This window comes from Micromonospora sp. NPDC126480 (assembly GCF_040302465.1).
GTDB lineage: Bacteria > Actinomycetota > Actinomycetes > Mycobacteriales > Micromonosporaceae > Micromonospora.
This window is the reverse complement of sequence record NZ_JBEORU010000009.1, coordinates 108079-119734: the sequence shown is the minus strand read 5'-3', so window position 1 is coordinate 119734 and position 11656 is coordinate 108079. Positions and strand designations below refer to the sequence as shown.

Annotated in this window: 12 protein-coding genes; 4 read left to right on the top strand and 8 right to left on the bottom strand. The window is 73.5% G+C overall.

Features of this window, described 5'->3' with window-relative positions; genetic code table 11:
* Positions 1–151 precede the first annotated feature (151 nt).
* The gene (locus ABTW87_RS11165) at positions 152–1258 is read right to left on the bottom strand and encodes an FAD-dependent monooxygenase (protein WP_350650663.1); all 1107 of its coding nucleotides are present in this window, start codon (positions 1256–1258) and stop codon (positions 152–154) included.
* A gap of 315 nt (positions 1259–1573) precedes the next feature.
* Between ABTW87_RS11165 and ABTW87_RS11160 the strand changes: the two genes are divergently transcribed.
* Positions 1574–2713: a glycoside hydrolase family 12 protein gene (locus ABTW87_RS11160; protein ID WP_350650662.1), complete on the top strand. Its 1140-nt coding sequence runs from the start codon at positions 1574–1576 to the stop codon at positions 2711–2713.
* A 102-nt stretch (positions 2714–2815) separates the two neighbouring features.
* Here ABTW87_RS11160 and ABTW87_RS11155 read toward each other — a convergent pair whose 3' ends face one another.
* From ABTW87_RS11155 to ABTW87_RS11145, 3 genes are all read right to left on the bottom strand, one after another.
* Positions 2816–3781: a golvesin C-terminal-like domain-containing protein gene (locus tag ABTW87_RS11155; protein WP_350650661.1), complete on the bottom strand. Its 966-nt coding sequence runs from the start codon at positions 3779–3781 to the stop codon at positions 2816–2818.
* Positions 3781–3966, bottom strand: coding sequence for a hypothetical protein (locus ABTW87_RS11150; protein ID WP_350650660.1), 186 nt, complete (start codon positions 3964–3966; stop codon positions 3781–3783). The genes ABTW87_RS11155 and ABTW87_RS11150 overlap by 1 nt, the downstream gene beginning before the upstream one ends.
* Positions 3967–4119: 153 nt before the next feature.
* On the bottom strand, positions 4120–4905 hold the full coding sequence (locus tag ABTW87_RS11145; protein WP_350650659.1) for an aldo/keto reductase: 786 nt from the start codon (positions 4903–4905) through the stop codon (positions 4120–4122).
* A gap of 108 nt (positions 4906–5013) precedes the next feature.
* On the opposite strand from ABTW87_RS11145, the gene ABTW87_RS11140 reads away from it, so the two are divergent.
* The gene (locus ABTW87_RS11140) at positions 5014–6057 is read left to right on the top strand and encodes a DNA polymerase ligase N-terminal domain-containing protein (RefSeq protein ID WP_350650658.1); all 1044 of its coding nucleotides are present in this window, start codon (positions 5014–5016) and stop codon (positions 6055–6057) included.
* Positions 6058–6085: 28 nt separating this feature from the next.
* A complete protein-coding gene (locus ABTW87_RS11135; RefSeq protein ID WP_350650657.1) occupies positions 6086–7279 on the top strand; it encodes a threonine synthase in 1194 nt (397 codons plus the stop codon).
* A gap of 21 nt (positions 7280–7300) precedes the next feature.
* Here ABTW87_RS11135 and ABTW87_RS11130 read toward each other — a convergent pair whose 3' ends face one another.
* From ABTW87_RS11130 to ABTW87_RS11120, 3 genes are all read right to left on the bottom strand, one after another.
* A complete protein-coding gene (locus ABTW87_RS11130; RefSeq protein WP_350650656.1) occupies positions 7301–9097 on the bottom strand; it encodes a glycoside hydrolase family 15 protein in 1797 nt (598 codons plus the stop codon).
* Between the two features lie 55 nt (positions 9098–9152).
* A complete protein-coding gene (locus ABTW87_RS11125) occupies positions 9153–9557 on the bottom strand; it encodes a cupin domain-containing protein (protein ID WP_350650655.1) in 405 nt (134 codons plus the stop codon).
* A gap of 243 nt (positions 9558–9800) precedes the next feature.
* Positions 9801–9986 carry a hypothetical protein gene (locus ABTW87_RS11120; RefSeq protein WP_350650654.1) on the bottom strand — a complete coding sequence of 62 codons (186 nt, stop codon included), beginning with the start codon at positions 9984–9986 and terminating at the stop codon, positions 9801–9803.
* Between the two features lie 219 nt (positions 9987–10205).
* On the opposite strand from ABTW87_RS11120, the gene ABTW87_RS11115 reads away from it, so the two are divergent.
* A complete protein-coding gene (locus tag ABTW87_RS11115; protein WP_350650653.1) occupies positions 10206–11306 on the top strand; it encodes a beta family protein in 1101 nt (366 codons plus the stop codon).
* Between the two features lie 10 nt (positions 11307–11316).
* Here ABTW87_RS11115 and ABTW87_RS11110 read toward each other — a convergent pair whose 3' ends face one another.
* A complete protein-coding gene (locus tag ABTW87_RS11110; protein ID WP_350650652.1) occupies positions 11317–11595 on the bottom strand; it encodes an adhesin in 279 nt (92 codons plus the stop codon).
* Positions 11596–11656: the final 61 nt, after the last annotated feature.

The following is an 11656-nucleotide window of genomic DNA, read 5'->3' as shown; positions in this document are numbered from 1 at the left end:
CCCGCTCGGCACGCGTTGTTCTCTGCGGGCCGTCATCCGCAAGGAGGATAGTCCCCGGCAGGTGGCCACGCCGATCGGGGTGGTCGGGTAACCTGCCGCACCCGTCGCGTCCGGGCCGCCCCGCGCTTCCCGGACGCCGGGCCGGCCGGGGTCACAGGGGGCCCAGCAACAGCCGGTAGTGCTCGCCGAAGATGCGGCCGCCGCGCCCGCGCAGCAGCGGGTCGCGCAGCGCCGGCGGCACGTCCCGGGTCCGGTTGCGGTCGCGGGTCCGGTCCCGCACCCATCGGGTACGCGGGCGGCGGCGGCTCTCGTACGCCGTCAGGGCGGCGTCGACGCTGCTGGCCGCCTTGAGCGACTCGGCGAGCACGACGGCGTCCTCCAGGGCCATCGCCGCACCCTGGGAGAGGGTCGGCGCGGTGGCGTGCGCCGCGTCGCCGACCAGCAGCACCCGCCCCCGGTACCAGCGGCCCAGTTCCACCTCGTCGGTGACGCCGACGTGCACCTGCTCCAGGCAGTCCAGCACCTCGGGCACCGGCCCGCCGTAGTCGCCGAACAGCTCGCGGAGCCGGGCCACCGGGTCGTCCGGCGGGACGTCGTCGGTCTCGTCCGCGTAGCAGTGCAGCCGGCCCGCCCCGATCGGGACGACGAGGAAGCCGGCCCGGTGCCCGAGCAGCGCGGTCCACTCGGTGACGGCGGGGCCGTCGCGTACCAGCGCCCGGTAGACGACCTGCCCGGTGGGGCGGGGCGGGCCGCCGAGCGCGGCGAGCGCCCGGATCGACGAGCGCGGGCCGTCCGCGCCGATCACCAGGTCGTACTCGGTGGCGGTGCCGTCGACGAACGTGACCCCGACGCCATCCGGGAGCAGGTCGATGCCGCGGACCTCGGCGCCGTGCCGGACGGCTCCGCCGGCGCCGGTGAGCAGGACGCGGTGCAGTTCGGCGCGGAGCAGCGCCCGGCATTCGCCGACGCCGGCCCACAGCGCGTCGAGGTCGACCTCGCAGAGCGGCGCGCCCGCGGCGTCGAGGAAGAGCTGCCGGTGGATCACCTGGCCGAGGGGACGGACCGGACCGTCCAGGTCGAGCCGGCGCAGTGCCCGGGCCGCGTTGCCGGGAAGGTAGAGACCGGTGTCCGCGAGCTCCCCGGGCGGGAGCCGCTCGGTGACATCGGGCCGGAAGCCCGCCATCCGCAGCGCCCGGGCCACGGCGAGGCCGGCGATGCCCGCGCCGACGACGAGGATGCGCAGGGGAGAGCCACCCATGGTGGTGTACGCCTCCGGAGGGGTTCGGCACGCGTTGGAGGCAAGACACTACTCGGTGCAATCAGGACACACCAGAGTCGATCGGCCGCCTCGGGGCACCCCTTCGCGCACCTCGCCGGTTCGCCCGGACGATCACCTGCGGTCCGCGCGTCGCTGGCGTGACAAACCTCACTTTCCGGTCGATTGCCGCCGGGTAGTTGCGCGAGGGTTTCAGGGATGTAAATGTGTCGAGCAAGCGTGGGAGCGCTCCCGAACTCGCCCCTGACCCCACCGAGCCAGTCCGGCGCCGCCCGGCGCCGGCACCCGAGGAGCACCATGAAACGTCCACTCCGGGCCCTCGCGGCCGCGACCCTGCTGGCCGCCGGGTCGATCGTCGCCGTGGCCCTCGGCGGTCCCGCCTCCGCCGACACCCAGATCTGCGAGCAGTACGGCTCGACCACCATTCAGGGCCGGTACGTCGTGCAGAACAACCGCTGGGGCACCAGCGCCCAGCAGTGCATCAACGTGACCGACACCGGCTTCGAGATCACCCGGCAGGACGGCAGCGCCCCGACCAACGGCGCGCCGACCGCGTACCCGTCGATCTTCATCGGCTGCCACTACACCAACTGCTCCCCCGGCACCAACCTGCCGATCCAGGTCAGCCAGATCAGCAGTGCCAACAGCAGCATCAACTACCGGTACGTGAGCGGGGCGACCTACAACGCCTCGTACGACATCTGGCTCGACCCCACGCCCAAGCGGGACGGGGTGAACCAGATGGAGATCATGATCTGGCTCAACCGCCAGGGCCAGATCCAGCCCATCGGCTCGCCGGTCGGCTCGGCCAACCTCGCCGGCCGCACCTGGGAGGTCTGGCGCGGCAGCAACGGCTCCAACAACGTCGTCTCGTACGTCGCGCCGTCGGCGATCTCCAGCCTCAGCTTCAGCGTGCTGGACTTCATCAACGACGTCCGCAACCGCGGGGCGATCACCAACTCGTGGTACCTGACCAGCATCCAGGCCGGCTTCGAGCCCTGGCAGGGCGGTGTCGGCCTGGCCGTCACCAACTTCTCCGCCTCGGTCAACGGCGGCGGCAACCCGACCACCCCGCCGCCGTCCACCCCGCCGCCGCCCTCCACGCCGCCGCCGGGTGGCAGCGGGTGCGCGGTGACGTACACGCCGAACTCGTGGGGCACCGGCTTCACCGCCGACGTCCGGATCACCAACACCGGGTCGAGCACGATCAACGGCTGGACGCTGGCGTACACGCTGCCCGCCGGGCAGACCATCACCAACTCGTGGAACGCCACGGTGAACCAGAGCGGGTCGTCGGTGACCGCGCGCAACGTGAGCTGGAACGGCTCGATCGCGCCGGGCGGTACGGCCAGCTTCGGCTACCAGGGAACGTTGAGCGGGGGGTACTCCTCGCCGACCAGCTTCACGCTCAACGGAGCGGCCTGCACCCGCTCCTGAGCTACGGGCGGGGGTGTGACCGCAGCGGTCACACCCCCGTTTCCTCCCTGGAGCATCCCGCCGGCACCCGCCCGTTCCCGCTGCCGGCCGCCCCTACCCGGTTCAGAGGCGGGTCAGCCGGACCGCGTCGGCGATGACGTAGCCCGTGGATCCGCTCCACCGGCTGACCGCGACCCGGTTCGCGTCGCCCGCCGGCAGGGTGAAGGTGCCGAGGGTGCGCCACGCCCCGCCGTTGACCCGCTGGTCGACGTAGACGGTCTGGTTGCCGGTCGTCGTCGCGACGATGTACGGGGTGCTGGCGTTGTAGCCGGACACTGCCGGCCACCAGGCGTCCACCCGGTAGCTCGCGGTGGCCGGGACGTTGAACTTGTACCAGGCGGCGTCGCTGGCGGCGACCGGGTTCGCGAAGCGGTAGTCGGATCCGTACCGCTGCGCGGAGTACGACGAGGTGCCCCAGTTCGCGCTGGCGGTGAACCGTCCGGCGGTGCTGTTGTCGACGATCTGGCTCCACGTCGAGCCGCCACCGGCCATCTTCGCCGCCACGTCGGAGCGCATGACGTTGAGGTCGATGAAGGACGGGTCGATCTTGCCGGTGGTGCTTGTCTCGCGGTGCCCGCGGGCGTAGCTCGAATCCTTGCCCAGCCGCTTGAGCACGGCGGCGGTGGCCGCGACGGAGGCGTTGTACTGCGCCGACGTCATCTGCTGACTGACCCCGTTGTAGTCGATCTCCCAGCCGATGAGCATCGTGTTGCCGTCGCCGGCGGGGATCGGTCCGCTCGCGCGGGCGGTGCCCGCGTGGTTGCACCGGCCGGCGGAGATGACGTGGAACACGCCGTGGTAGTCGACAAGCGCCTGACAGAGCGGGCCGGGCAGGTCGGACCGCCCGTTGATGCAGACGTTGAGCGCCGGGTGGGGGTTGCTGGCGCTCGAGGTGGCGGCGGTGTGGTGCCAGAGCACGCCGATCGGACTGAAGCTTCCCGGTCGCATGCGGTTGAGCCAGTCGCCGTGGGTCACGACCTGGACGCCCGCGCCCCGCAGCACGTCCACGAGCCAGGGAATGGTGGCCATCAGGACTCCTGGAGCAGGTTGGCGTCGGCGTGGAGCAGGTCGGCGAGGCACTCGGGGCTCGACGCGGCGGGCGCCGCCGCGGCGGGCGCCGGCCGGGCAGCCACGGCGACCGCGGCGGCGGCCACCAGCGCCGGCACGCCGAGCAGACCTCGGCGGCGCAGACGGACGGGACGGGCAGGGGCCATGGCGTCCTCCAAATAGATACGAGGATCGATTAATGGCCGTGACGCTACCCTGTCATCTTCGTCAATGTCGATACCCTTCGGATGGTTTCTCTACTCTGAAGGTTTTCGCCATCGACGGCGCGCGTCCGCCACCGGATACGGCGGCGGGACGGGTCAGGCGGAGGCGAGCGCGTCGATGTCGCGCATCTCCTCCGCGGTCAGCGAGAACTCGAAGACGTCGGCGTTGGCCCGGATCCGGTCCGGCGTGACGCTCTTCGGGATCACCACTGTCTCGTGGTCGATGTGCCAGCGGAGGACCACCTGGGCCGGCGAGACGTCGTGCGCCGCCGCGATCCGGGTCAGCACCGGGTCCGCCAGGTCGCTGGTCTTGAACGGGCTGTAGCCCTCCAGCACGATCCCGCGGTCGCGGTGCTCCCGGTGCCGCTTGCGGTCGTACAGGAAGGGACTCCACCGGATCTGGTTCACCGCCGGGTTCTCCTCGGTGGACTGGATCAGCTCGTCGATCTGCGCGGTGCTGTAGTTGCTCACCCCGACAGCGCGGGCCAGACCCTCGTCGCGGGCGGCGAGCATCTCCCGCCAGACCGGGATGCTGTCGGCCGGGTTCGACGGCGGCCAGTGCACCAACCACAGGTCCACACAGTCGACGCCGAGCGCCCGCAGGCTCGCCTCGATCGTCTCCCGCTCCCGGCCGACCCGCTCCGGCGGCAGTTTCGTGGTGATGAAGACGTCCTCCCGGCGCAGCCCGCTCTCGGCGACCGCCCGGCCGACCTCCGCCTCGTTCCCGTACATGGTGGCGGTGTCGATGTGCCGGTAACCCGCGTCGAGGGCGGCCAGCACCGCGTCGGCCGCGGCCGGGCCGGCGATCTGCCACGTGCCGAAGCCGAGCAGGGGCATCCGCACCTCGCCGGGGAGCGGGACGGTGGGCTGATCGAGGTCCATACCGACGGTTCTACCCCTGATCGGCCCCCGCACACCGGCCAACCCCGGCGACACCCCTCGACCGGCCGACCCCGGGCGGGATCCGGCACGGTGCCGGAGAATGCTCGTGTGGCTGACCGGCTTGAGGAGTACCGGCGCAAGCGGGACGCCGCGCGTACCCCCGAACCGGTGCCGGGCCGCACCCCGGAGCCCGGCGGTGCGGACGGCGCGCGCTTCGTCATCCAGCAGCACCACGCCCGCAGCCTGCACTGGGACCTGCGGTTGGAGCACGACGGCGTCCTCGCCTCCTGGGCCGTGCCCCGCGGGCTGCCCCGCGACAACGCCCGCAACCACCTCGCCGTGCACACCGAGGACCACCCGATGGAGTACCTCGACTTCTCCGGCGACATCCCGGCCGGAGAGTACGGCGGCGGCCGGATGACCATCCACGACCGGGGCACCTACCGCTGCGAGAAATGGCGCGACGACGAGGTCATCGTGGTCCTGCACGGAGAGCGGACCAGCGGCCGGTACGTCCTCTTCGCCACCGGCGGCCGCGACGGGCGGGACTGGATGGTGCGGCGCACCGACCCGCCGCCCGAGGGTTGGACGAGCATGCCCGACCTGGTCCGGCCGATGCTGCCCACCCCCGCGCGCCAGGTGCCACGCGACGAGCACGAATGGGGGTACGAGCTGCGCTGGGACGGCGTACGCGCGGTCGCGTACGTCTCCGGCGGCCGGCTGCGGCTGCTGTCCGGGACGGACGAGGAGATCACCGGGACGTACCCGTGGCTGCGCGACCTGGCCGAGACGCTGGCGCCGACGGAGGCGGTGCTCGACGGCGTGCTGGTCCGCATCGACCGGGCCGGCCGGGTCCGCCCGGCCCGCGGCGGGCGGGCCACCGCCGACGCCCAGTTCCTGCTGTTCGACCTGCTCTGGCTGGAGGGTGCGACAAGCGTCGACCTGCCGTACGCGCAGCGCCGCGAACTGCTCGACGGGCTGGCCCTCGCCGGCCCGCACTGGCAGACTCCGCCCTGGTTCCCCGGCACCGGCGCCGAGGCCCTGCGCACGGCACGCGAGCAGGGGTTGCCGGGCGTGGTGGCCAAGCGCCTCGACTCGGCGTACGAACCGGGCCGGCGCAGCCGGCAGTGGCGAAGCATCGACACGAGCTGACCGGCCGCCGAGGGACGCGAGGAAGACCGTGTACCTGACCCACCTGGAGTGCCCGCGCTGCGGACAGGAGCACGACGCCGGCGAGCCGCAGAACATGTGCGGCTGCGGCTCGCCGCTGCTGGCCCGCTACGACCTGGCGGCGGTGGCCGAAGTGGTCACCCCGGAGCGGTTCGGGCTGCGGCCGGCGGACCTCTGGCGGTACCGGGAGCTGCTCCCGGTGGCCGACCCCGGGCACGTCACCACGTTGGGCGAGGGCTGGACGCCGCTGTGGCGCGCTCCGGCGTACGGCGCGGAGATCGGCATCCCGGAGCTGCTGGTCAAGGACGAGGGGTTGACGCCGACCGGGTCGTTCAAGGCGCGCGGGGCGGCCGTGGGCGTCAGCCGCGCCCGCGAGCTGGGCGTCGAGCGGATCGCGATGCCGACAAACGGCAACGCGGGCGCCGCCTGGGCCACGTACGCCACCCGGGCCGGGCTGGGCGCGACAATCGTCATGCCGGTCGACGCGCCCGCCATCTGCCGCCGCGAGTGCGTGGCGGCCGGGGCGGACCTGCGGCTGGTCGACGGCCTGATCGGCGACGCCGGCCGGCAGGTCGCCCGGCTGGTCGCCGAGGCGCGGGGCGCGATCTTCGACGCCGGCACGCTCCGCGAGCCGTACCGGCTCGAGGGCAAGAAGACAATGGGGTACGAGATCGCCGAGCAGCTCGGCTGGCAGGTGCCCGACGTGATCATCTACCCGACCGGCGGCGGTGTCGGCCTGATCGGCATCCACAAGGCGCTGCACGAGCTGCGCACGTTGGGCTGGATCGAGGACCGGCTGCCCCGCCTGGTCGCGGTGCAGGCCACCGGCTGCGCCCCGGTGGTGCGGGCGTTCGCCGCCGGGGCGGAACGGGCCGAACCCTGGGCCGACGCGCACACCGTGGCGTTCGGCATCACCGTGCCGGCCCCGCTCGGCGACGAGCTGATCCTGGCCGCTCTGCGGGAGAGCGGAGGCACCGCCGTAGCGGTGTCGGACCCCGACCTCCTCGCCGACCTGCGCCGCTTCGCCGAGCGGGAGGGGCTGCTGCTGTGCCCCGAGGGCGCGGCCTGCCTGACCGCCGCCCGGCAACTGCGGGCCGGCGGCTGGATCCGGGCCGGCGAGCGGGTGGTGGTGTTGAACACCGGCGCCGGCCTCAAGTACCCGGCCACGGTGGACGTGGACGGTGTGCCGGTCCTGCCGGCCTGACGGGTGCGGCCGGCACCTTCCCTAGTCGGTGGTCGGGTCGGTGAGCCGCCACGCGGCGTTGATCAGGCCGACGTGCGAGAGGGCCTGCGGCGTGTTGCCGAGCTGGGCACCGGTGTGCAGGTCGACCTGCTCACTGAACAGGCCGACGTCGTTGGCGTACCCGGCCGCCTTCACGAAGAGCCGCTCGGCCCGCTCCCGCTCCCCGACCAGTACCAGGCACTCCACAAGCCAGAACGAGCAGAGCAGGAAACCGGCGGGGTCGGACTCCCAGCGCCGGACCAGCCCGCCGCCGGTACCCAGCTCCCGCTCCACCACCTCGATGGTGGCGCGCATCCGCGGGTCGCTGGCCGGGAGGAAACCCACCACCGGCAGGTACAGCGCCGAGGCGTCCAGTTGGCTGGAGCCGAACGCGCCGGTGAACGCGCCGACCCGCTCGTTCCACCCCTCCCGGAGCACCGTGGCCCGGATCTCGTCCCGGATGGCCGACCACCGGCGGGGATCCGCGCGCTCCCCGAGCCGGGGGGCCAGCGCGACCGCCTTGTCCATCGCCACCCAGCAGAGCACCTTCGACGACACGTAGTGCCGGTCGGCGTCCCGGGTCTCCCACATCCCCCGGTCCGGCAGGTGCCAGTCCCTGGCGACCTCCTCGGTCAGGCCGAGCACCATCTCCACGAGCTCGTCGTCCAGCGGGTCCCCGAGCAGGTGGAGCAGGCGCCACACCGCCGCCAGCATCTCGCCGGGCACGTCGAGCTGCCGCTGCCGCCAGGCGTCGTTGCCGAACCGCACCGGGCGGCTGTCGGCGTACCCGCGCAGGTACGCCGACTCGTGTTCGGAGATGTCCCGCTCGCCCTCCAGCCCGAAGAGCACCGGCACCGGCGCCGGACCGACCCGGCCGATCGAGCGGGCCGCCCAGGTGAAGAGCCGGGACGCCTCCGTCGGGCAGGCGGCCACCCACAGGGCGCGCAGGGTCATCGAGAAGTCCCGCAGCCAGGCGTACCGGTAGTCGTAGTTGCGGTCGCCACCGAGCTCCTCCGGCAGGGACGTGGTGAGCGCGGCGGCGATCGCGCCGCTGCGGGCGTACGTGAGGCCGGTGAGCACGACCGCGCTGTGCCGCACCAGGTCGCGGTAGCGGCCCTCGTACAGGTGAGTCTCGCGGTACGACTCCCACGCCGCGACCGTGTCGGCAAGCGTCGACGCCGGATCCAGGCGGGCCGGCGGCGGGCCGTACGTCGGCGCGTACGCGGCGGTGAAGCCCACGGCGTCGCCGGCGCAGACCTCGAACTCGGTGTGCGCGCGGTCCTGCCCGCCCCGCAGGGTGAGCGCGTCCGAACGCAGCTCCAGCTTCGTCGCGCCGGCCACCGCCAGCACGCTCCCGCCGGGCTGGTCGTGCAGGTACGGAGTGAGCAGCCCGTGGTCGGGGCGGGGCGCGAAGTCCGACACCATGCGCACCCGCCCGGAGAGACCCTCGACGCGGCGCAGCAGCACCGCCGGCGAGTTCACGCCGAGTTGGTGCGCCCGGGCGCCGGGTTCGGCGGCGAGCGCGTCGGTGACCGCGACGCTGCCGTCCGGCGTGTGGTGCACGGTACGCAGCACGAGCGTGTCGGGCCGGTACGCGCGCTCCACGCGGTGCCCGGGGCGACCCGACCCGACCGGCGCCAGCCGCCAGTGGCCGGCCCCGGGGTCGAGCAGCCGTCCGAACACCGCCGCACCGTCGACCCGCTCCGGGCACCACCAGTCGACGGAACCGTCGCGACCGACCAGGGCGCCCGAGCGGCAGTCGGCGAGAAACCCGTAGTCGGAGATCGCCAGGTGGTCCACCCTCGACGGGTACCCCGAACCACCGGAGTCAGGCCGGCGACGGTGGCCTCCCCGGTCAGGAGGTGGGCGGCTCGTCCTCGCCGGCGGCTTCGGCCGCGTCCGCCTCCTCCTTGGTCCGGTGCACCACCTGGTCGGCGTGCTCCGGCGGGCCGTACACCGTGTAGAGCACAAGCGGATTGGGGCCGGTGTTGACGAAGTTGTGCTTGGTGCCGGCGGGCACCACCACGAGGTCGCCCTGGGCGATCTCGCGCTTCTCGCCGGCCACGCGGGCCTCCCCGGTGCCGCTGACGAAGGTGAGGATCTGGTCGATGTCCTCGTGGACCTCCTCACCGATCTCACCACCGGGTGGGATGGTCATGATGACCAGCTGCGTGTTCCGGCCCGTCCACAGCACCCGCCGGAAGTCCGGGCTCTTCTCGGCGACGGTCGCGATCGTGAAATGCTCCATGCCGCGCTCCATACCCGCTGCGGCCCGACGCCACGCCGGGACTCGCAGATCGTGGAATTTCCCACGGTTCCGGGGTTTGCGCCGGCCCGGAACGGGGATCGACACCTCGACGGGACCACGGTCCGGTCGAGCCAGGTCCCCGCTGGCGTACCGCCGTACGGCTGCGATGGTGGGAGACGGCCAGAGCGCGGCGACGTTCCGACCACGAGTCGGGCGGCGCCGTGCGCTCGTTGCCACCGGTCGGACCACCGCCGGTCAGTCGTCGTCGGGATCCGCCACCGGTTGCCCGCCGGCACAGCGCAACGTCAGCTCGACGTTGCCGCCCGGCCCGGTGAACTCGATCTCCACGTCGTCGTCGGGACCACGGTCCGGGCCGGCCGCGCGTCGTATACGGATGATGCCCCGCTGGGCCCGGACGGGGCTCCGCGGCCGGCTGAGCATCAACTGATCATGGTCCGACCGGCGGCCGCGACGACGACTGACGATCCCGCCGGCCCGGTGCCGCCCCACTCACCGGCGGCAGCGGGCCACCGGCCGGCACCCGACCGAAGTGTCCGATTCATGACAGCCGCACGCCCTCCGCCGCGCCTGACCTGCGCAAAGGCGGTCCAGCGCACCGGAACGCAGGGGCCGGCGCCGATGCCGTGGCTACGCTGAACTATGGTGCCCGCCCACGGGGGCCGGGAGGCGGAACCGGTCTACCGCCCCATTCTCGCCAGCCGGCGCGGTGAGCTGGACGCCCTCAGCCACCTCGACCCGACCCTGGCCCTACTGCTCGCCCCGGTCATCGACGTGTCCCCCGGGGACGCCGGCACGGTGGACGCGCTGCACCGGCTGCCCGCCGGGCTGCTTCCGGCGGTCGACGTCTCGGCACTGCCGGACGACGCACCGGGGACGGAGCTGGCGCGCTGGGGCGTACCCCTGGTGCCGGTGATCGGGCTCGCGGAGAGTGAGCGGCGGCTCGCCGCCCACGGCGCCGCGGCCCGGGCCCACGCCCAGCGCGCGCTCGTCCGGCTGCGCCTCGGCACGGACCGGGCGGGGTCGGACGCGGCGACGGCGGCGGTGGAACGGATCTGGCGGTGGACTCGACTCGTGCCGGAGCAGTGCGACCTGCTGGTGGACGCCGCGGACGTGTGCTGCCGGGCCGATCTGCGGCTCGTGGAGCCCCGGGTCCGCCGGTTGCTGGACTGGGCCCGCCGGCACGCCTGGCGCTCGGTCAGCGTGGCTGCGGGTGGTATGCCGCCCGCCCTGTCCCGTCTGCCCACCGACGAGCCGGTGCGCCTCGACCGCTGGGACTGGCTGCTCTGGCAGGGACTTGCGGACCTCGGCGTCGGTTACGGCGACTACGGCGTCCACCCGGCGGCGCGGGACGCCGACCAGACGGGCGACCGGTTGCCCACGATGCGCTACACGGCCGACGGGGCCTGGTGGATCTACCGCTGGTCGCGACGGGGCGGCCGGGGTGACGACCGGTTCGCCGACCTGTGCCGCACCCTGGTCGCGGCCCCGCACTGGCCGGTGGCGGGTGCCGCCTACTCGTGGGGCGACCACGAGATCGTGCGGCGGGCCCGCCGGTCCGGCGGGGCGGGCTCGACCAGCAGCTGGGCGGCCTGGTGCACCTCGCACCATCTCGCCCACGTGCTGACCACGCTGCTCGCTCCAGCGCGGGAGGCCGGGCCGGGGCCGTGGCGGGCCGGTCAGCCGGAGGCCGGCCGGACCGCCCGGTCGAACCGGGGTGGAGCGGCCCGGCGCGCCGGCTGAGCCGTGGTCACTACTTCTCGGTGAAACCGAACTGCACGATGCCCTCGTCGTCGACGCTGGCGTCCACGGAGGCCTCCCCGAGCAGTTCCGCGGCGTCCGAGTCGAGGAAGATCCGGGCGCCCTGGTTGTCGACCACCTGATCGCCCTCGACGGGCCGCTCGACCAGTTCGACGGTGAGCGACCCCGCCTCCGGGTCGGCGGCGATCCGGACCCCGCCGTCCTCCGCGACGTCCTGCTGGTTGGCGAGGTCTCGGATCACCAGCACGGCGTTGTCGGTCATGGTGAGCATGGCGGAACTCCTCCTGGGATTCGCGCCCGGCGCCGACGGGGCCGGGGAAGCCGGGACGGCC

Bases quoted from the DNA above. Each gene is read 5' to 3' on its own strand.
- ABTW87_RS11120 (WP_350650654.1), bottom strand. From the start codon at position 9,986: ATGCTCAGCCGGCCGCGGAGCCCCGTCCGGGCCCAGCGGGGCATCATC.
- ABTW87_RS11125 (WP_350650655.1), bottom strand. From the start codon at position 9,557: ATGGAGCGCGGCATGGAGCATTTCACGATCGCGACCGTCGCCGAGAAG.
- ABTW87_RS11150 (WP_350650660.1), bottom strand. From the start codon at position 3,966: ATGGCCCCTGCCCGTCCCGTCCGTCTGCGCCGCCGAGGTCTGCTCGGC.
- ABTW87_RS11145 (WP_350650659.1), bottom strand. From the start codon at position 4,905: ATGGACCTCGATCAGCCCACCGTCCCGCTCCCCGGCGAGGTGCGGATG.
- ABTW87_RS11115 (WP_350650653.1), top strand. From the start codon at position 10,206: ATGGTGCCCGCCCACGGGGGCCGGGAGGCGGAACCGGTCTACCGCCCC.
- ABTW87_RS11165 (WP_350650663.1), bottom strand. From the start codon at position 1,258: ATGGGTGGCTCTCCCCTGCGCATCCTCGTCGTCGGCGCGGGCATCGCC.
- ABTW87_RS11110 (WP_350650652.1), bottom strand. From the start codon at position 11,595: ATGCTCACCATGACCGACAACGCCGTGCTGGTGATCCGAGACCTCGCC.
- ABTW87_RS11155 (WP_350650661.1), bottom strand. From the start codon at position 3,781: ATGGCCACCATTCCCTGGCTCGTGGACGTGCTGCGGGGCGCGGGCGTC.
- ABTW87_RS11160 (WP_350650662.1), top strand. From the start codon at position 1,574: ATGAAACGTCCACTCCGGGCCCTCGCGGCCGCGACCCTGCTGGCCGCC.